At 44.9% G+C, this 18,600-nt stretch carries 20 protein-coding genes; 4 read left to right on the top strand and 16 right to left on the bottom strand.

From position 1 onward, the window contains the following. Window positions 1-72 precede the first annotated feature (72 nt). The 16 genes from IE165_RS04055 to IE165_RS03980 all read right to left on the bottom strand — a co-directional run bounded on the left by IE165_RS04055 (window position 73) and on the right by IE165_RS03980 (window position 14,970). On the bottom strand, window positions 73-1,125 hold the full coding sequence (locus IE165_RS04055) for a TerC/Alx family metal homeostasis membrane protein (RefSeq protein ID WP_189625318.1): 1,053 nt from the start codon (window positions 1,123-1,125) through the stop codon (window positions 73-75). 9 nt (window positions 1,126-1,134) lie between these two features. Beyond that, entirely contained in the window at window positions 1,135-2,106 is a 972-nt protein-coding gene (locus IE165_RS04050; RefSeq protein ID WP_189625317.1) for a polyprenyl synthetase family protein, read from the bottom strand. A gap of 64 nt (window positions 2,107-2,170) precedes the next feature. After that, on the bottom strand, window positions 2,171-2,734 hold the full coding sequence (locus IE165_RS04045; RefSeq protein WP_189625316.1) for a DUF3109 family protein: 564 nt from the start codon (window positions 2,732-2,734) through the stop codon (window positions 2,171-2,173). 10 nt (window positions 2,735-2,744) lie between these two features. Then, window positions 2,745-3,536, bottom strand: a complete 792-nt coding sequence (locus tag IE165_RS04040; RefSeq protein ID WP_189625315.1) for a DUF3108 domain-containing protein — start codon at window positions 3,534-3,536, stop codon at window positions 2,745-2,747. A 31-nt stretch (window positions 3,537-3,567) separates the two neighbouring features. Beyond that, complete coding sequence (locus IE165_RS04035; protein WP_189625351.1) at window positions 3,568-4,083, bottom strand: DUF2480 family protein; 516 nt, start codon at window positions 4,081-4,083, stop codon at window positions 3,568-3,570. 61 nt (window positions 4,084-4,144) lie between these two features. Continuing rightward, window positions 4,145-6,253, bottom strand: coding sequence for a peptidylprolyl isomerase (locus IE165_RS04030; RefSeq protein ID WP_189625314.1), 2,109 nt, complete (start codon window positions 6,251-6,253; stop codon window positions 4,145-4,147). Between the two features lie 154 nt (window positions 6,254-6,407). Next, window positions 6,408-7,004 carry an LPS export ABC transporter periplasmic protein LptC gene (gene lptC, locus IE165_RS04025; RefSeq protein ID WP_189625313.1) on the bottom strand — a complete coding sequence of 199 codons (597 nt, stop codon included), beginning with the start codon at window positions 7,002-7,004 and terminating at the stop codon, window positions 6,408-6,410. Between the two features lie 7 nt (window positions 7,005-7,011). Further along, window positions 7,012-8,334 (bottom strand): BamG family beta-barrel-assembly machinery protein, encoded by a 1,323-nt coding sequence (gene bamG, locus IE165_RS04020; RefSeq protein ID WP_189625312.1) that lies wholly within the window; start codon window positions 8,332-8,334, stop codon window positions 7,012-7,014. A gap of 209 nt (window positions 8,335-8,543) precedes the next feature. Beyond that, window positions 8,544-9,527: a DUF6427 family protein gene (locus IE165_RS04015; RefSeq protein ID WP_189625311.1), complete on the bottom strand. Its 984-nt coding sequence runs from the start codon at window positions 9,525-9,527 to the stop codon at window positions 8,544-8,546. A 28-nt stretch (window positions 9,528-9,555) separates the two neighbouring features. Next, window positions 9,556-9,753 (bottom strand): CcmD family protein, encoded by a 198-nt coding sequence (locus tag IE165_RS04010; protein ID WP_189625310.1) that lies wholly within the window; start codon window positions 9,751-9,753, stop codon window positions 9,556-9,558. Window positions 9,754-9,806: 53 nt separating this feature from the next. After that, window positions 9,807-10,472 carry a cytochrome c biogenesis protein gene (ccsA, locus tag IE165_RS04005; protein ID WP_189625309.1) on the bottom strand — a complete coding sequence of 222 codons (666 nt, stop codon included), beginning with the start codon at window positions 10,470-10,472 and terminating at the stop codon, window positions 9,807-9,809. A 15-nt stretch (window positions 10,473-10,487) separates the two neighbouring features. Further along, entirely contained in the window at window positions 10,488-11,147 is a 660-nt protein-coding gene (locus IE165_RS04000; RefSeq protein ID WP_189625308.1) for a heme exporter protein CcmB, read from the bottom strand. A gap of 63 nt (window positions 11,148-11,210) precedes the next feature. Further along, complete coding sequence (locus IE165_RS03995; protein WP_189625307.1) at window positions 11,211-11,588, bottom strand: hypothetical protein; 378 nt, start codon at window positions 11,586-11,588, stop codon at window positions 11,211-11,213. 91 nt (window positions 11,589-11,679) lie between these two features. Next, window positions 11,680-13,515, bottom strand: a complete 1,836-nt coding sequence (locus IE165_RS03990; protein ID WP_189625306.1) for an ABC transporter ATP-binding protein — start codon at window positions 13,513-13,515, stop codon at window positions 11,680-11,682. Window positions 13,516-13,567: 52 nt separating this feature from the next. Next, entirely contained in the window at window positions 13,568-14,125 is a 558-nt protein-coding gene (locus tag IE165_RS03985; RefSeq protein WP_189625305.1) for a hypothetical protein, read from the bottom strand. A gap of 50 nt (window positions 14,126-14,175) precedes the next feature. After that, window positions 14,176-14,970 (bottom strand): SAM hydrolase/SAM-dependent halogenase family protein, encoded by a 795-nt coding sequence (locus IE165_RS03980; RefSeq protein ID WP_189625304.1) that lies wholly within the window; start codon window positions 14,968-14,970, stop codon window positions 14,176-14,178. Between the two features lie 279 nt (window positions 14,971-15,249). Between IE165_RS03980 and IE165_RS03975 the strand changes: the two genes are divergently transcribed. The 4 genes from IE165_RS03975 to IE165_RS03960 all read left to right on the top strand — a co-directional run bounded on the left by IE165_RS03975 (window position 15,250) and on the right by IE165_RS03960 (window position 18,595). Next, window positions 15,250-16,206: a PhoH family protein gene (locus IE165_RS03975; protein WP_189625303.1), complete on the top strand. Its 957-nt coding sequence runs from the start codon at window positions 15,250-15,252 to the stop codon at window positions 16,204-16,206. A gap of 29 nt (window positions 16,207-16,235) precedes the next feature. Continuing rightward, entirely contained in the window at window positions 16,236-17,183 is a 948-nt protein-coding gene (locus tag IE165_RS03970; protein ID WP_189625302.1) for a phosphoribosylaminoimidazolesuccinocarboxamide synthase, read from the top strand. Between the two features lie 123 nt (window positions 17,184-17,306). Further along, window positions 17,307-17,678: an STAS domain-containing protein gene (locus IE165_RS03965; RefSeq protein WP_189625301.1), complete on the top strand. Its 372-nt coding sequence runs from the start codon at window positions 17,307-17,309 to the stop codon at window positions 17,676-17,678. Window positions 17,679-17,680: 2 nt separating this feature from the next. Then, window positions 17,681-18,595 (top strand): ribonuclease Z, encoded by a 915-nt coding sequence (locus tag IE165_RS03960; RefSeq protein ID WP_189625300.1) that lies wholly within the window; start codon window positions 17,681-17,683, stop codon window positions 18,593-18,595. Window positions 18,596-18,600 lie beyond the last annotated feature (5 nt).

The following is an 18,600-nucleotide window of genomic DNA, read 5'->3' as shown; positions in this document are numbered from 1 at the left end:
AGATTTTACAATATATGGCGATTGTAAAAATAGTAACACAGAAAAAAGCTCCGTTAGGAGCTTTTTTCTGTGTTAATGCGATAAATCTTCTTTTTTTGGAAATATGAGCGAGGCGACCACGCTGATAACAAGTATCGCGATGATTATAATCAAAGAATGTATCGTTTCAAAGCCAAATTCTTCGAGCCAGTGGTGTAATAGCATCTTTGCACCGATAAAGATCAACAGAAATGCAAGCCCTACTTTCAGGTAATGGAACTTATGGATAATATTGACCAGCAAAAAGAACATGGAACGTAGGCCCAACACGGCGAAGATGTTGGAAAAAAAGACGATATAGGGATCTTTGGTTACCGAAAAAATCGCAGGAATAGAATCTACGGCAAAAATCAGGTCGGTGAATTCTATGACCAGCAAGACCAAAAACAATGGTGTCATGTAGCGGACACCGTTCTCGACATGAAAGAACTTGCCGTCATCGAGACGCGGCGTAACCTTGAAATATTTGGATGCAAACTTTACGACTGGATGGTTTTGTGGGTCGACCTCCTCTTCTTTGTTGCGGTTGATGTACATACTGATTCCGGTATAGACCAAGAACGCACCAAAAAGGTACAATATCCATCCGAATTTAGCAATTAAGGCAGCACCGACGAAGATAAAGATACACCGTAAGAGAATGGCTCCGATGATTCCCCAAACGAGGACTTTATGGTAATATTTTTCGGGTATACCGAATGAGGAAAACAACAGCACCATGACGAAGATGTTGTCGACAGAAAGGGCATACTCCACCACATAGCCTGTAAGATACTCAATCGTCAATGTTTTGTTATACAATTGGATACTTGCGGCAAGGTCGTTGGAAATAGGCCTAATGTTATGGTAATGTTTGGCGATGATCGTTTGCAACGTTTCGAAATCGTGGACGTCGTGCAATTCATTTCCCCAAAAATAAAGTACCAAACCAAAAGCTAGTGCAAAAAGAACCCATATGGCGCTCATAATGGCAGCAGACTTCAAGGTGATAGGTTTATCATTCTTTGAAAACAATCCCAAATCGATTGCTAACATCAGTATGATGAAGATGATAAATCCCCCAAAAAACAGTAACTCGTGGCTCATCTGTATATTTTATTTAGTGCGTTCTGTCGTAAACCTGACCAGCTGTTCCAAGGCCGAGCGGTATGCGTTTTGTGGAAAGGTTTCCAGAATGGCGAAAGCTTCCGATTGGTACTGCAACATTTTTTTTGTGGCGTAATCCATTCCGCCGCTGCTGCGGACGAATGCGATGACTTCGGCCACTTTTTCCTTGTTTTCACTGTGGTTACGCACGAGATTGATAATCCGTTTTTTTTCAGCGGACGACGTATGTCGAAGTGCGTAGATCAAGGGTAAGGTCAACTTCTTCTCCTTGATGTCATTTCCTACCGGTTTGCCTACGTCGTCTAACCCGAAGTCAAAAAGATCATCCTTGATTTGAAAGGCAATCCCCACTTTTTCGCCGAATGTACGCAACAGTTGCACTTGCTCGTTATCAACACCCGTCGATGCAGCGCCGCAGGCGCAGCACGATGCAATCAAGGAAGCCGTCTTTTTTTGGATAATCTCAAAATAAATATCTTCTTGAATGTCCAGTTTTCGTGCTTTTTCTATTTGCAACAATTCTCCTTCACTCATCTGTTCCACCGCTTCGGACACGATTTCTAATAAGGTATGCTCCTTATTTCTGACCGATAACAGCAATCCCTTTGCTAAAAGGAAATCCCCGATTAACACCGCTACTTTGTTTTTCCATAGCGCATTGACACTAAAAAAACCCCTGCGTTCGTTCGCATTGTCCACGACATCATCATGCACCAACGATGCCGTGTGGAGTAGCTCTACGAGCGATGCTCCGCGGTAAGTCGAGTCGTTGATGCCGCCGCATAGGCCTGCCGATAGAAAAACAAACATGGGGCGCATTTGTTTCCCTTTTTGCTTGATGATATATTGTGTGATACGATTGAGAAGCGGGACAGAACTACGCATCGATTGTTTAAATCGACCTTCAAAAAGTTTGAGCTCTTGCGCTATTGGGATTTGTATATCTTTTAATTTCAGCATGGAAAATGGCTATATAACCATATCTTTTAAGCGGTTTAAAACTGCGATAAATATAAGAAATAGATTATAAAGCTTCGACAGCTAATTCCAATTCTTTGTACCATTGGTTGCCATACGCCCGGATTAAGGGGTCCTTTAGGAATTTATAAACCGGAACGCCTAGCTCTTTGCCAAATGTGCAGGCATCGTGGCAAATATGCCAACGATCGTAATGCAAAACCTCAAAATCTGGGTAGTGAGTGACACGGATGGGGTAGAGGTGGCAGGAGATTGGTTTTTTCCAATCGACCTCACCAAGTTCATACGCCTTTTCGATAGCACATTTCGTAATGCCGTTTTCCCACGTGACGTAAGCACATTCCTTATTGCCATCCACACAGGTGGTTGTCAAGTCTCCATCCATGTCAACAACATGTGTGCCCTGTTCTTCAATAGCCTGAATCCCTGCAGGCGTCATATAGGGTTTTACTTTGGGATAGATTTCGCGTAACACATCGGTTTCATGCGGTTGCAGCGGTGCCCCAGCATCGCCCTCAATACAACATATTCCCTTACATTTTGTCAAATTACAGACGAAGTCGTTTTTAACGACGTCTTCATGTACCAATACATGGCCAACTTCAATCATTTCCTGTTTATTATTTTGAGTAGCTTACGCGTTCGCCTAATTTATGCTTTAAACCACTGGCCTGTACCAATTCCATCGTAACAGAACCGATCAGTATTTCCACCTGTGCCTTCACCGGAATTCTGTTGCCATCATTGGTAACCCATAGATACAATTGGCTATCCTTTTTAAATATACGCCCGGGGGTGATCTCGGGACTAAGCTTGATACATTCGATCGTCCCTAGCGAAGTTTTTATTTTCTCTACACCAATATACTTGACACCGAGTTGAGACACTTCATCGTTTAAGAAATAGCTGATCTTGAACGTATCCCCTTTTTTTAAGGAGGAAAGATCTAAGTTTCGCGAAAAGTAGTAGGCAGACAACAGATCAAAAAACTGGCTGGTCGGACTCTTGAACGTTCCCTTCTTTCCAGATACTTTTTTGTTCTTATGGTCAAAGGTTGCATATTCGCGACGCGTGTAACTCCCTTCATGGATATCCTCTGTATAGAGGTAGGGAAGGTAGGTATCGCCGTCGATATAGGAATCATACTGGTTTTTCACCGTGTAAAACACCGAGAACGCACCCGAAGTTTGACCGAAGGCCGAAAGATGGAAAGTGGTCGGATTACTGAACCGTAGTTTAGACTTCTCCACTTTAAGCGTTCCCGTCGCCGCGGAAATAATGCCGTAACGTAGCTTGTACGTTAGTTTCTCGCCTTCCTTGTATGTCGGATTTGGTAAATAGGGTAGTGTTTGGGCATGGCTAATGCAGATGCTGCCGATAAGGAGGAAGAGCGCCGCGTATAATTGTTTCATAATAGAATTGACCATGTTGTGCGTCAATGGTTTAACTTTTTCTTTTAAAAACCGGAACCGTGGAGCAGGGTTCCCCATACATCACGCTTTTGGCCACTTTACTGAGTTCGACTGTGAATTTTACAAATGCGCTTTCCGGAACATAGATATCTCCGCACCCTTTCACGACAACTCTTTGGTCTTGGAAAGTCGAATAATCGATGCGATCCAAGGCTGCGGTAAATAGGATTTGCAATATTTCTTGCTGATCCGCAAAATGTACGCTACGTGCATAAGGTGTCAATTTAGTGGCCAATAGCATATAGGCCCACGTGGGGACAATTGCATCAGCGGAGCAGACGATACCTATATGTTTCCCCTCATATTGTTCCCAATCATGTGCTTGGATAAAGGCCCGGAAGTCTTTCTCTTTCAGGATTAAACCATGAAACAGGTTTTCTTTTACGTCGTACACCAAAATATCTCCCGCTGGCGCATATTTGGCCAAGTCAACCGTGATAATACCGCTTTGAGCTACCTTATTTACAATAGTTTCCTGAATCTCCATCATATCTGAAAATAAAAAAGCCGATCAACAACTGATCGGCTATAAAGTTACTGATTATATCTTAATAGAATCTAATGCGATTGTCATCAATATCCGCTTTGTTTTGAAGCGCTTGATAGATGGAAGACCAAGCGCGTTGTGATCTTGCTGTCTGTAGCTGCTTCTTTTGGTTGGCAACATCGCTGGCCACTAGCTCGGCCGGATTCACAAAGCCATTGACCTGAACGGCGTAGACACCTTGCATGCCCTTTACTGATTTGGAAAGCTTGTTAGGTTGCAAACCAAATGCCGTACCGACCACTGCCGGTTCCAATGAAACGCCAGGAAGAACAGGATTCGCCAACACGATATTTTCCACCGCAACGGCAGACTTACCCAATTTTTGTGCGGCCTGATCAATGGTTGAAGCACCACTCAAGGCATTGTTCAACTTTTCTGTCAGCATTTTCGCTTTCACTTCATTTCTTACCTGCGCCTCAATTTGAGGTTTTACCGCTTCCAGCGATAAGGTTCCTTTTGGCTGGATATCCGCAATACGCGCTACGATAAAATGTTGTTCCGTATCGTATATCTTATCAGATACCTCGCCCTTCTTAGCTTCAAAAGCCCAGCGTATGAGATCTCTAGGTACTTCCACACCATTAAAGTTGTTGTCCATGGCGACTGCACGATCTACCTTCTGCAGTTTTGCACCTTGCTTTGTCGCTATTTCCGCAAAATTTTTGCCATTCGCGTCACCAAAAAAATTGTTCGCTTTGGTGTAAGCAGCGTCGGTCGTTGCTTTGCCGCTGCTAATCGCTTTGTCGATGATGGCCGCTTTTACAATCTTAGAATTGCCGATTTGTTTCTCAATCTTGATGATATGCGTGCCGTAACGGCTGTTTACCACCACCACGTCGCCTGCTTTGCCAGAGAATACAGCTTCGTCAATTTCCGGTCCCATTTGACCGCGAGGGAAAGTGCCTAACTCGCCTCCGTTTACTTTGCTCTGCTGATCCACACTGAATTGCACAGCTAATGCAGCAAAACTTTCGCCCTTTTGGATCAATGCTTTGATCGAATCCGCTTTTGCCGTAGCCTTGTCCACACCACCTTCAGCTGTTGCATTCAACAGAATGTGCGATGCCGTGACAGAATCTGGACTGAATTTAGCATCCACCACCTTTGCAATTTCATAAACACCATTGGATAGGAAAGGGCCAACGGTAGTTCCAACAGGAACATTAAAGAGTACAGAATCCATCACAGGACTTACTTGTCCCTTGCGGATGTAGGTAAAAGGGTGTTTTGTATCCGAATTTACCGCAGCAAATAGAGAGTCTGTCTTGGAGGCTATCAATTCAGCTTTCAACTGATCGATGTTCGATTTAGTTGCGGCTGTATCATTTGCCGTAGGCGTTGCGTCGAACAATACAAATTCGATAGAACGCGTCTCTTCCGGGTTCTTAAAACTGTTTTTATGGGCGTCGTAATACGTTTTATAGTCCGAATCCGACAATTTGATCTCACCGTCCTTTACCGATGAATAATCTAACATCAAATATTTGAAATTAGCCAGCTTGTTGCGCTGATTGTATTCGTCTTGGGCTTCCAAGGAAGTGACATAAACGCTATTGCTCAATAGATTGGAATATTTTTGGTTCAGCCGTTCGTTGCGGATATTCTCCAAAAGCATGTCCCATTGCTGGGCCATTTCCGGCGTTCCCTGAGATTTTACTTGACTGATGAACGTGTTCAGTTGGTTTTTATCGAAAACACCAGTCTCTGGGTTAGTGAATGCCTGCACGATCTGCGGCGAGGGATTTGCGCCCGTAACCAAACTGTTCAATTCGTCTTTGCCCACCGTCAAGCCTAGCCGGTCAATTTCCTGCTTCAGCAATTCCTGTGACAAAAATTGATTCCATACCTGTTGAACGGCATACGACCGAATCTGAGGGGATGCAGCCCCGCCCATCTGCTGCTGGTACATGGCCGTCGTTTGTTCGACTTGTGCATTGAATGCTTGATAGTCGATCGACTCTCCGTTTATACTACCGACTTGATTTTGACTCTTTACCCAAAAAGGAGTACCCACATTGATGGCGTCCCCTAATAAAAACGCAACAATTGCCAAACCAATGATGGTGACTACCAACCCCGCTCGGTTCCGCAAATAGCTCATTAATCCCATAGTCTATATACTGTGTTTATTTTGTAAATGCTTGTTTCAGTTATTTAATTGACCTTCATTAAAAACAAGGCGCAAGATACAACTTTTATGAAAAAAAATATAAAAAATTACGATGCTGAGAAACTTAATTTGATAATAATTGTTATGCGCATCGCTAACGTCCCATCATTGGAAATTGCTGGCTGTTGCTGGGGATGTAGTATCCCGTCATATTTTGGCCGTCGATTTTCTTGAAATCCGTATCGGATACGAAGCTGGTGGCTTGAAAGCTGCCTCGGCCATCTTTGAGGTCAAAGACGATAGGAACCGTATTATAGTAGATGTTTTTCTTTTCGTCGAAAAATAATTCCTCGGTTTTAATAATAGAACCGTTGGCCATGGTGATGACCACATTGCCCCGGAATTCCGTCAAACCCTCTTTCGGTCTTTGTGTAGCATAGTCGGATTTTACACGTTGGCTTTCGGCGCCGTTTTCATCGAAAAATCGGATAACAGTCCCCTTCTTAAATTCGTATAACCCAACACTGTCCGGGTATTCCCGCAGTTCAGGAGCCGTTAGTTCTGCTTTGACCACGGCCGAGTCGCTGTAGGTCACGGTGACGTCCTTGGAGATGTTGACATTCTCTTCCTGTTGAATATTGGCGAGCTTTTCTACGTCGCGAAGGTCGTTTTCACAGGCCACAAACAGAGCAGTCCCAAAACCGAGACTCAGTATCAGGGGAATTTTTCTGGCTATGTACCTGCTTGTCACAGACATGTTAATCTAAACTACGGCGGATAAACCAAGAATCATTAATGGTAAATCCAAAATTGATGTTGATGTAGCGTTCTCGCACCAAGTTGTTATTTAGCGTGCCCTGCTGTCCCAATTCTGCAGAAATGTTGATTTGGGAAAACGTGCGTCCGAAGTTGGTTTCTGGTAGCGGGAAACCAAAGCCGACGGTCACGGCCATATCGTTAATGTTCTGGTTCCGGTAAACGAGAGGTGTCTTGTTGTAACGGAACCCCAAACGATAATCTACCTGGTTCCAGTAACGAACGGAAGTAGGATCCGGCTTGATCTGACCGCCCAATGCAACGCCATAGCTTTTTCCCAATTGGGTTTGATTTTGCGGCATCTCGAATTTAGACCAGTCGGTATATTTAAAGTCGGCACCAATCATCCAGTTATAGCCTTTTGATAGCGTAAATCCGACATTATGTTTTAAAGGAAGGCTGAGTGAGGCGTTTCCCAAAGCCCGGGAGCTGATCGTATCCAATGGGGGTGCAATGTAATCATCGTCTAGGCTGTTCTCCGAGATCGTGACCATGACATCGCGCTTTGCTGTAATTTGATTGTTCAAACTACCGGTGTATCCGACAGTGAGGTTGTATTTCCTGCCCAGTGCTTTGCTATACTGCACACCATAATCGAATGTCGCACCGCGAATATTGCGTGTCTCCCTTCTTTCTGTCTGGTAGGCATCCACTTGGTTTAAGAAGCGAACATTGGTCACGTCGTATAGGTTGCCGAATAGAAAGCCGATGTTGGCGCCAACGCTCAAACCTTTGACTGGCGATACACCATACCCAACAAAAGCTTTATTGATGCCTCCCTGTCCGGATAGCGACGTTTGAAAATTCAACGTATCGAGCGACTGTGTCGATGCAGAGGAGTAGCCCACATCAGAGAAGGGGATGAGGCCGAAGGCTAGTCCACCATACTTTGCAAGCGGTACCGCAATAGCCAAATGCCCAAAAGCAAAATCGGCCGTTTGGTCGGTACTTTGGTTTTTCGACAGCTGCGTGAAGTTTCCATACATGCCTGCTTCCAAGATGGTTCTATTCAATCCAGAGTAAGAAGCTGGGTTAGCGATGTTCAACGTAGGAAGCCCATTCAAGAAGCGAACACCTGCTGAAATACCACCCATGGCACGTGTTTGGGGTAGCAGGTCTTCCCGCATTTGTCCAAGACCAAATTGAGAATAAGGGGAATGGGAGGTGGATTGCTGCGCATAGCTATGTTGTGCGGTAAAAAAGGTGACGCCCAAAACCAACTTCAACGCTATTTTAGTAAAACTTCCTATTAAATTTCTGTGCATATGGTATGTGTGTGTTGCATGCTAGCAAATCCATCTTTCATTATTCATGTTTAGGCGTTTCCATGCGGGGGCCTTTCTTTTTTGGACCTGTTGCTAAAGTGATTGCTTTGTCAAAATTTCATACAAAACTATCTAATTTTTAATTATTCCGTTAGTTCAATTTGTTAAAAAAGGTTAATCGGTTCGTTGTAAGTGTGTTATGTCTTTCTTTAGAAGAATTGAACGTACAGAATGGTTAGAATGACCACGATGTACAAGCTTTCATATAACCATTTTGATTTGGAGTGGGTAAAGTAATAGGCCAAATAGATGGCGATTGGTGGCGCACAAAGCAGAAAATGGTTAATCGTGATGTGCTCATTCAGGTAGAATGATCCCAAGGTGAGAAGCACCATAAAGAACAGGAGTTGAAACGCCTTCCGCAGGTGTACGACACTTTTGAAAAACTGGTCCTTCAAAACGATAAGAAAGCATAGCAAGGCTACGATGATGGGGACGATTACGATGTAATCGTACATATTCATGGACAGTTCTTTTGGAAAAGGATAGGCTAAGGGCTCGAAGATAGCATAAAACTCCTGGATGCGATCCAACCAATAGTAAATGACCCCAAGCAAAAAATAGACAGTAGTGAAACCCAATAGGGGCGTGGTCCATTCGCGCCAGTTAAAGGGGCGGAAAATAACCAAGCTTATCCAGAGGAGGATCATCATCAGCATGAACGGGAAATAAATCAAGCTTCCGGCTGCCACAATCATTCCGAGGTCGAACATCAGTCCTTTAACATCCTGCTGCTTGTAAATATTAAATAGCTTACCCAACATCCATATGGCAATAAAATTACAGATGAGCGGAGGCGACAGCACCAAGAAAGGGGCAAACAAGCTTACTAAAGTCATGTACATCAATGCCGTTAAAAAGTTCGGCTTGCCCATGAAATTAAAGTGGCTGACGATCCTGTTCAGAAAAAATGCCTGCAGAAGCGTGAGGAGCAGTGTGACAAAAACATTTTCGCCGGGCCGAAGATTATGGCCTAGCTTGATACCGATTAGGTTATCAATGGCCGGTTCGAAAAGAATAGGCGTGATGTTGTCCGGGAGATGGAGAAAAACGCCCATACATAGCAAAAGGCCGACGATCGATACCAACACGATATTGATAGGCGTAAATTTCCGATGTTGATTAATGATCATGGGCGTGCTGTAGCGTTACTCGAGGATCCTATTTTTCCAGTTTTTTTATCCGTCTATCTAAGAGGAATAGGGAAAGTCCTAAGACGGCGAAAATGGTTAGTAAGACCAACACCACCACGTATATTTTTCCGGAGCTACGGAGCCCCGTTGCCATATCGATCTCTTCTTGCGCGAAAAGTACATTGCTTGATAAAAATAAGAAAAGGGCAGCGATACTATTTTTCATTGTTATACTGTTTAAGCTGGCCACGGAGCCAGCGATATGTCGATGGATGTAAACTAGCTTATTTGATTTTTTTTGTTTTCCAACAAACGGAGTCGGTAACGCAAGGTGAATACCCAAACACCAATCAATATCCAACCAATCACGGAAGTATAAAACACGGGACGCATGTGATTGTTCATGTCTAGGTCGCCGAACGTACCGTTGCCGCCACTTCCTGGATGTAGGGAGTCGGTCATCTTGGGCAGAATGTACAACAAGACGATCATCACCGGAAAAGCAAAAATATTATACACAGCAGCGATTTTGGCTCTTTTTTGTTCTTCTTCCAACGCATTGCGCAAGACGAGGTAGGCCAAATACATGAGCGTGGCAATAGCAGAGCCGTTGAGTTTAGGGTCATTTGGCCAGGGTTCGCCCCAGGTAATATTGGCCCAGAGCATGCCGGTAAATAGGCCCATGGCGCAAAACATCACTCCGGTATTCACCGCTTCAACAGCCAGCAAATCGTGTTCGATTTTTCCGGAATTGAGGTATTTTACACTGAAAATAACGGAAATGAGGTATAGGGTCAACATGGCAAACCACATGGGGACATGAAAATACACGTTTCTTATGGTTTCGTGTAGAATGGGCAAAACAGGGACGGGTCCCAACAGCCCGCCTACTATTGCGGAAGCCACCATTACGAGACCCAATATTTTCCACCAAGATTTTCTCATGTCTTAAATTGAATATTAATCACGCCAAAGGTAAGGAAATAACAACAAAGAAATTGTAATGGTAATTACATTAATTGCCAATAGGACGACGATTTCGCCGGTACTAATAGCGCGATCCAAGCCTACTAGGGCATTATGTGCAAGTTTGATAAGCACGATCAAAAGGGGAATAATGACCGGAAAGCCGAGGACGGCCATCAAGGTGCTGTTGTTGCCTGCTTTGGCGCTGATGCCAGACACCATAGTAAATACCGTGGCGAAGCTCATGCTGCCTAACAATACGGTAATGCTGTATAGCAAGGGGTCTCCGACTGGCTGCTTAAACGTCAGCGAATAAACGGCGTAAGCTATCGTCGACAACAGCAGCATAACCAAGCTGTTGTAAATGATTTTGGACAGAATTATCGCAGCAGGACTTACCAACGTATAATAATAGAGCTGGCGGTAAGCACTTTCTTGCGTGAAGCTCCGACTTATGGCATTGATGCTAGCGAAAAGTAATATGATCCAAAAAAGGGCGTTCCAAACGAGCGTATCTACAGATTTGAATGCTTGATAGCAAACAAATACTGTAGATACGACGTATAATAAGATACCGTTGATGGCGTATTTGGAGCGCCATTCTAGAACAATATCTTTATAAACTAAAGTTTTTATCTGTTGGAATGTGTTCATCGACGCGGACAAAGATACGAATACTTCGCATCGGAAAGCGCCTTATGATTCCAAAATTAGCATTTAAGCTTTGTTGATTTCCGATTTAGCTTCCGCAATTACATCATCAGCTTTGTTGCTGGCGGTATTTGCTGCTTCAGAAGCTTTGCTTGCCCATTGCTGCGCTTTGTCGGATGCCGAATCTAAGGCGTGCTTCCCAGCTTCTTTAGCTTTGTCTTTCAAGTTTTCCAAATCTGCTTTCGCTGATTTAGCTAGTTTTGCGGCACGTTTTGCTTCTTTTTTAGAAAGCTCTTTGATCGACTTTGTTAAGCTTTTTACGCCTTCGTTAGCGCGGTCTAACTGGCGCTTGCCATCTTCAGTGCCCAATAAATAGTAAGCAGCGGTTCCGGCGGCTAATCCCAACAGCGCAAAGGCAACTAATCCATTCTTATTTTTTTCCATGATTCATCTTTTTATAATTTCTATAACCTTCTTTGTATAGAAAAACAGCAGAATCTGAAAAAGGTTTTAGTAAAAATGCATTTAACAGAATTTAACGCGTGACCCTTTGTGCGGATTGCAAAGAGTACAGGTGGTGGTATAAACCGCTGCCTTTTGCCATAAGCGTATGGTGGTCACCGGTTTCCGAGACGGCACCATTTTCAATCACAATAATTTGATCAGCATCTTTAATGGTGCTCAATCGGTGTGCGATGATGATGGACGTACGATCACGCATGAGCTCTTCCAGCGCCAGTTGTACTAGCCGTTCGGATTCGGAATCGAGTGCCGACGTTGCTTCATCCAAAATAAGGATTGCCGGGTCTTTTAACAGCGCGCGTGCGATGGCAATACGTTGCCGCTGACCACCGGACAACTTCACGCCCCGTTCGCCCACCAGCGTATCATAACCCTGCGGGAAGGCCATAATAAAGTCATGCGCGTTTGCTCGTTTTGCTGCCTCGATGATGGCCTCAGCTTCAGCCTCCAGCTTTCCGTAACCGATGTTTTCCCGAATGGTGCCTCCGAACAGCAGGACGTCTTGCGGTACAATGGCGACTTGGTTGCGAATATCGGTCAGGGAAAAAAGGCTGCTGTCTCGCCCGTCATATAAGATATGGCCGATGGATGGTTTGTAAAACTGGAGGATTAACGAGGCGATCGTCGATTTTCCAGTGCCGCTAGGGCCTACCAGCGCTACCTTCTCCCCAATGTTTACATGGAATGATACGTCCCGAAGGATAGGTATGTCCCATCGGGAAGGATAGGCGAACCCTACACGCTCAAACTGCAGAGCCCCGCGTATGGTATGATTGATCTCTTTGTTATGTTCGGAAATAGCAATACTTTCTTTTTCTTCGTCCAATAATTCGAGCACCCTTTCACTAGCGCCCAACGAACGTTGGATATTCGCATAAAGCTCAGGGAAACTGCCCATAGAGCCGGCAACAAACATGGAATAAAGAATATACGTTGTCAAATCGCCCACAGAAATTTCCTGTGCAGACACCAACGATGCACCATACCAAATGACCGCTATGACGGCACCGAAAACACAAAAGATGATAAAGGAGGCAAAAAAACCACGGTATGTAGCGCCCTTCACAGCTAACGCCACCACGGTATCCAGCTTGCTTCCATACCGTTTTGTCTCATGGTACTCGTTCACGAAGGCTTTCACATTGCTGATCCCTAAAAGCGTTTCCTGCACGATACTGTTGGAGTCTGCAAGTTGATCTTGTGCCTGTCTCGATAGGTTGCGTATAAACCGTCCGAAGATCATCGCTGTCACGACGATGATAGGCAGTATACAAAGGTTCATTAGTGCAAGTTTTGGCGATACGAATACCAAAAGGCAAACGCCGAATGCTAGACTTATGCTCTGTCGCAGCACCTCTGCCAAGGTGGTGGTGAGGGTATCCTGTATCTGCGCCAAATCGGATGAAAGGCGACTGTTAAGCTCGCCCACACGACGGTTGGAAAAAAACTCAATCGGTAAGGTGATCAGTTTATGGTAGGTGTCTTTTCGGATGTTGGATAGCGCTTTCTCTGCAATTTCGACAAATAATCGAATACGCCCGAAAGAAACAATAGATTGAAAAAGTAGAATAACTATCGATATGGCACCGATATGTAGCACGTCGGCCGGCAACCAGCGGTATGTTTGTCTGCCTTGTGCCGCATCGATCATGGCGCCCAGTAAAGCGGGGAACGTCAACATCGTTAAACTCGATAATGTCAAGAAAACCATTCCCAAGATAAACTTCCCTCGATAAGGACGTAGGTAAGAAAAAATCTTGAAAGCTTTCTTAAGTAACTCCTTGTTTAGTTTGGGTTTGGGTAAGTCTTCTGATTGCGTGTTACCGCTATTCAATCGCGCTCTAGCCATCCTTGTACGTCAATTTTGTAAGCAAAAGTAAGGTATTCTTCAGGCAGGCATATCAGTGCTGCGTCAAATTTTTCGCCTTTTGCCGTTTGAATAGCTGTAAGACGACGACGAGCAGCACGGCGATAACGACTAGCAAAAGGTAAACGAAGAAATTGCTCTTCTCGTCACTTTCATCCAATGTGGTAAGCTGTCCGCGAAGCTTATCGTTTTCATCCTGCAATTTGGTGATGGTTTTCATGTACGCGGACACCTGTTTGTCGTATTCGTTGGCCAGCGCGGCATGCCGGTCGCTCTCGTAGTCTTTAAGATCGAGTAAACGTTTTGTTTCTACAAAGATATTGTTGTCCGTAATGACCACCTGTTTCAGGATGTCGATTGACTTTTGCATATCCTTTTTGGTTTTGAAAATGCCGAAAATACCTGTCTTCTGTTGGATGCTCAGGTCAAATTCGCCAAAGCGACGGCTTCGCTCGTCCAATAACTTGTTAACGCGCTGCCTTTGCTGTTCATAGTTTATGGAATCGCTAGCCGCAGACGATTGTGCAAATAGATCGGTGCGGCAAGCGAACAGACCGATCAGGATGATCAAGCAATAGATTGTTTTTTTCATGTTCCAATGATACATTCCGGGTGCATGTTCATGCTGCCAGTTGAAAAGAATTAGCGCCTTGGGGTGTCAAGAAATTCAATCATAATGATTTCGTCCTGATGCAAACCCAGCAGCCTACTGGCGTGTCCTTTGTTGATTGCAATTTCCAAAAAATTGCTGATGCCAAATAGGCACAGCTTTTCGCCCTCGGGCACTTCATTGTAGTGCCAGCTTAACCGGCTGATCGTTTCGTTTCGCTTGAAATGCAGTTTAAATCCACGTCCAAGCTGCACATCATTAAAAAGTTCCTTGCTGATATTGCTGATGACATTACCGAAGGAATCTATATAGGAAACGTGACCTTTTATTGTATTATTATCGACCAAGGGTTGGATCATCACCTTTTTTAGTGGGCGTTCGATGGGCTGTCCAATTTCCGACAAAGCCCCTCCCTTGGCAATATGGCAGGCTGCTTTTGTTAAAATGTCGGCTAGCGGGAAATGCAGATACCGCAGATCTTGCATAATGTCAATTTCGAAAAGCTCCTGCGCGGTCTTATCGCCAAGGATAATGCTGAAGATGCCATTGTCGGCTCCCACGAAAAAGTGGTCTTCAAATTTCATCATGGTATAGTGCGCACCTTCCTGAAATACGGTGTCGATGCCAATGAGATGTACGGTGCCATCCGGAAAATAATGAAATGCGTTACGCAAGACCACGGCCGCCCGCTGAATATCGAACGAGGGAATTTCATGTGTGATATCTACCAAACGGACTTCAGGTAACTGCGATATGATGCTGCCTTTCAAGGCTGCTTGATAGAAATCGCGATGTCCCAAATCTGTTGTTAGCGTAATTACTCCCATAGTGTACCCCTTAAAGATACTAAAAAGTTAAAGAAAAATGCTGCATTCCTTTCTGCCGAAAAAGGGACTACAAAAGTAATAAAAGAAAGTGCAATAATGTTTTTTAATCGGGTAAATTGTCCATTTTTTGGTGCTGGGCGCAAATAGATGAGAATAGTTTGTACTTTTGAAGTATTAAAGGCTTTCTGTCCAAGGTATTACAAAAAGTAAGGTGAAACTGTTGTAGGTTTCCCATGTAAAACAGTTATATTTATTACAGAAATTTAAAACGAGATAAATTTGAACGAAGTATTGATACCATTGGAGGACGTCAATCTGATGACGTTATGGGGCGCCCAAAATGAGCATTTCGAATTGTTGAAAAAGGGCTTTCCGAAACTACGGTTGGTGGCTCGGGGCAATGAGCTGAAAGTATTGGGTGAAGAAACCGAACAAGTGCGCTTCAAGGAGCTGTTCCAGCGTGTTCTGGATCATATAGAGCGGTTTCAATCACTACATGCAGATGAGCTGGAGGATTTGCTGGGGGTTCAAACCGGACGCGCCGAGAAAAAGGAACAGACCGAGCCGACAGGCTTCCGTGGAGAGCCCATTGTGTATGGCCCCAATGGCCTTATCGTTCGAGCGCGGACGGCCAATCAACGCCGTATGGTGGATAGCATATTGAAAAATGATATCCTTTTTGCGATCGGCCCTGCCGGAACCGGCAAAACCTATACCGCAGTGGCTTTGGCTGTGCGTGCGCTTCGAAACAAAGAAATAAAACGTATTATCTTGACCCGCCCTGCTGTGGAAGCGGGTGAAAACCTGGGGTTTCTTCCCGGCGATTTGAAGGAGAAGGTGGATCCCTATTTACGTCCCCTCTATGATGCACTGGATGATATGATCCCTGCCGATAAATTAAAAGACTACCTGGAGCGGCGTGTCATTGAGGTGGCTCCTCTTGCTTTTATGCGGGGACGCACATTGGACAATTGTTTTGTTATTTTGGATGAAGCCCAGAATGCTACAGATATGCAGTTAAAAATGTTTTTGACGCGGATGGGGCCTACGGCTAAGTTTATCGTAACCGGAGATTTGACACAGATCGATCTGCCCAAGAAGACGCAGTCGGGACTTGCTACAGCCGTGAAACTGTTGGATGGCATCGGCGGTATCGAAATTATTCATTTAAGCGGTGCAGATGTGGTGAGGCATAAGTTGGTAAGACGTATCTTGGAAGCGTACGGTGATATTTAAGAATTAAGAAGTGCGGGGCACAAAGGAATATGAATGCAATAAACGAAACAAATTTTAATTTTGAAGGGCAGACGGCCTTTTATCGCGGTAAAGTACGCGATGTATACACGATTAATGATGAATATCTAGTGATGGTCGCATCCGATCGTATTTCGGCTTTCGATGTGGTTTTGCCGAGGGCAATTCCTTTTAAAGGACAGGTTTTGAACCAAATTGCGGCAAAATTTTTGGCTGCTACGGCTGATATCTTACCTAATTGGGTGCTCTCCGTGCCGGATCCAAGCGTCACAATAGGAAAGAAATGTGAGCCTTTTAAGGTAGAAATGGTTATCCGTGGTTACTTAGCGGGGCACGCCTGGCGGACCTATCGCGAAGGGGGAAGAGAGCTTTGTGGCATGGTACTTCCAGAAGGCCTGAAGGAAAACGACAAACTGCCGGAACCCATCATAACACCGACGACGAAAGCGGCGGTAGGACATGATGAGGATATATCCCGTGCCGCCATCATCGAGCAAGGAATCGTTTCTGCCGAAGATTACGCGAAATTGGAAGACTACACGCGAGCGCTTTACCAACGGGGCGTGGATATCGCTCGCGAGCGCGGCCTTATTTTAGTTGATACAAAATACGAATTTGGGAAGAGCAATGGCGAAATATGTCTGATGGACGAAATACATACGCCTGATTCTTCGCGTTATTTCTATGCTGAAGGGTACGAAGAGCGGCAGCAAACAGATAAGCCGCAGCGCCAGCTTTCCAAAGAGTTCGTGCGGCAATGGTTGATCGAAAATGGTTTTCAGGGAAAAGATGGCCAACATGTACCTGCCATGACCGACGAAATTGTGCACTCGATATCGGAACGATACATCGAACTCTATGAGCATATCGTAGGCGAAAAATTTATCTATCCCGAAGCTGGCGAAGTGCTGGGAAGGGTTGAAAATAATGTGCGCAAAGCACTCCATACTATGGGTTAAACAAGGCGATCTTTTTTCGCTTTAGGATGTTGTGAGGTCGTTGGTTGTTTTTCTGGCGCCCTTTCAATTCTTTTGTCCAATACGGGCGTGGCGGTTTGAAGATCACGTAAAATGTAATTATCGATGAAGTTTACAGTAGACAAACACGAACGGTATGTTGTTATCGAGCCATTGACAGACTTTCTGAATGGCGAGGCGGCAGCCAATCTGAAAGGAGAATTTATGTTGCGTCATACAGGCGGGCAGCGTAATATCGTTTTGAATCTATGCCACGTGCAAAACGCCGATGAGGATGGTATCCGCATGGGCTTACTTGCTCGTAGACTGTGCAAAGCCTCCGGGGGGCTTTTTATACTGACGGGGCTGAACAAACAGCTTGCCGACCTACTAAAAGTCACAAATTTAGAAAGTTATTTTAAGATTGCTCGATCGGTATCGGCGGCGGAAGACATGATTTTCGGGAATGAGATTAGGCTTGATTTGCGGGGCGAGTAGCAATGCGGAGGTTTGAAGTTTTGATATTGGGCAACAGCTCGGCAACGCCGATGTACGGTCGACATCCGACATCCCAGGTCCTGAATTTCAATGAACAGCTATTTTTGATCGATTGTGGTGAAGGTACGCAGATGCAGCTTTTCCGTTACGGTATTCGTAGCACAAAGATCAATCATATTTTTATCAGCCATCTGCACGGCGACCATTACCTGGGGCTCGTTGGGCTGTTGTCATCGCAACACTTGGTAGGTCGTCAAGCGGATCTTCATCTATACGGTCCTGCCGCACTGCAGCAAATTATCAACCTGCAGTTCAAGCACTCGGACACCCGACTGCGCTATAACCTGGTTTTTCATCCGACTAATCCCCATGCTAGCGAGGTGATTTTGGAAACAGCTACATTGAAAGTGAGTTCCTTCCCCTTGCTGCATCGTATTGACTGTACGGGGTTTCGTTTTGATGAGGGGAAAATGCCTGCCAGCCTGCAAGCAGAAAAAGTCGAAGCGCTTCAGGTGCCCGTAGCGTTCCTGAAATTGCTAAAAAAAGGTATTGATTGTGTGGACAAAGATGGTACAATATATAAGGCCAGTGAGCTCACTTACCCGGCGGCGGCGGCACGTAGTTACGGCTACTGTTCGGACACCGTGATGAACAGTGCCTATTTTGACGCCATAAGGGGTGTCGATTTGCTGTATCATGAGGCCACCTTTTTGCACGATATGGTTGATCGCGCCAAAGAGACTTTCCATACGACATGTCTGGAAGCGGGGCAGGTGGCGAAAGACGTTGGCGCCAAGAAGCTGCTGTTGGGTCACTATTCAGCGCGTTATAAAGACCTACAGCCCCTACTGGAAGAGAGTCGCTCGGCGTTTCCCCAGACGGAACTCTCCGAAGAAGGACGATGGTTTGTTGTATAGCGCTG

It is taken from the genome of Sphingobacterium griseoflavum, from assembly GCF_014653155.1.
Taxonomy (GTDB): Bacteria; Bacteroidota; Bacteroidia; order Sphingobacteriales; family Sphingobacteriaceae; genus Sphingobacterium; species Sphingobacterium griseoflavum.
This window is presented reverse-complemented; position numbering and strand designations above follow the sequence as displayed.

Excerpts from the sequence above, each read along its gene's own strand:
- IE165_RS03995 (WP_189625307.1), bottom strand. The coding sequence starts at position 11,588 with ATGGAAAAAAATAAGAATGGATTAGTTGCCTTTGCGCTGTTGGGATTA.
- IE165_RS04050 (WP_189625317.1), bottom strand. The coding sequence starts at position 2,106 with ATGCTGAAATTAAAAGATATACAAATCCCAATAGCGCAAGAGCTCAAA.
- bamG (WP_189625312.1), bottom strand. The coding sequence starts at position 8,334 with ATGCACAGAAATTTAATAGGAAGTTTTACTAAAATAGCGTTGAAGTTG.
- IE165_RS04035 (WP_189625351.1), bottom strand. The coding sequence starts at position 4,083 with ATGGAGATTCAGGAAACTATTGTAAATAAGGTAGCTCAAAGCGGTATT.
- IE165_RS04010 (WP_189625310.1), bottom strand. The coding sequence starts at position 9,753 with ATGAAAAATAGTATCGCTGCCCTTTTCTTATTTTTATCAAGCAATGTA.
- IE165_RS03970 (WP_189625302.1), top strand. The coding sequence starts at position 16,236 with ATGAATGCAATAAACGAAACAAATTTTAATTTTGAAGGGCAGACGGCC.
- ccsA (WP_189625309.1), bottom strand. The coding sequence starts at position 10,472 with ATGAGAAAATCTTGGTGGAAAATATTGGGTCTCGTAATGGTGGCTTCC.
- IE165_RS04000 (WP_189625308.1), bottom strand. The coding sequence starts at position 11,147 with ATGAACACATTCCAACAGATAAAAACTTTAGTTTATAAAGATATTGTT.
- IE165_RS03985 (WP_189625305.1), bottom strand. The coding sequence starts at position 14,125 with ATGAAAAAAACAATCTATTGCTTGATCATCCTGATCGGTCTGTTCGCT.
- IE165_RS04030 (WP_189625314.1), bottom strand. The coding sequence starts at position 6,253 with ATGGGATTAATGAGCTATTTGCGGAACCGAGCGGGGTTGGTAGTCACC.
- IE165_RS04015 (WP_189625311.1), bottom strand. The coding sequence starts at position 9,527 with ATGATCATTAATCAACATCGGAAATTTACGCCTATCAATATCGTGTTG.
- IE165_RS04040 (WP_189625315.1), bottom strand. The coding sequence starts at position 3,536 with ATGAAACAATTATACGCGGCGCTCTTCCTCCTTATCGGCAGCATCTGC.
- IE165_RS04055 (WP_189625318.1), bottom strand. The coding sequence starts at position 1,125 with ATGAGCCACGAGTTACTGTTTTTTGGGGGATTTATCATCTTCATCATA.
- IE165_RS03965 (WP_189625301.1), top strand. The coding sequence starts at position 17,307 with ATGAAGTTTACAGTAGACAAACACGAACGGTATGTTGTTATCGAGCCA.
- IE165_RS03980 (WP_189625304.1), bottom strand. The coding sequence starts at position 14,970 with ATGGGAGTAATTACGCTAACAACAGATTTGGGACATCGCGATTTCTAT.
- IE165_RS03990 (WP_189625306.1), bottom strand. The coding sequence starts at position 13,515 with ATGGCTAGAGCGCGATTGAATAGCGGTAACACGCAATCAGAAGACTTA.
- IE165_RS04045 (WP_189625316.1), bottom strand. The coding sequence starts at position 2,734 with ATGATTGAAGTTGGCCATGTATTGGTACATGAAGACGTCGTTAAAAAC.
- IE165_RS03960 (WP_189625300.1), top strand. The coding sequence starts at position 17,681 with ATGCGGAGGTTTGAAGTTTTGATATTGGGCAACAGCTCGGCAACGCCG.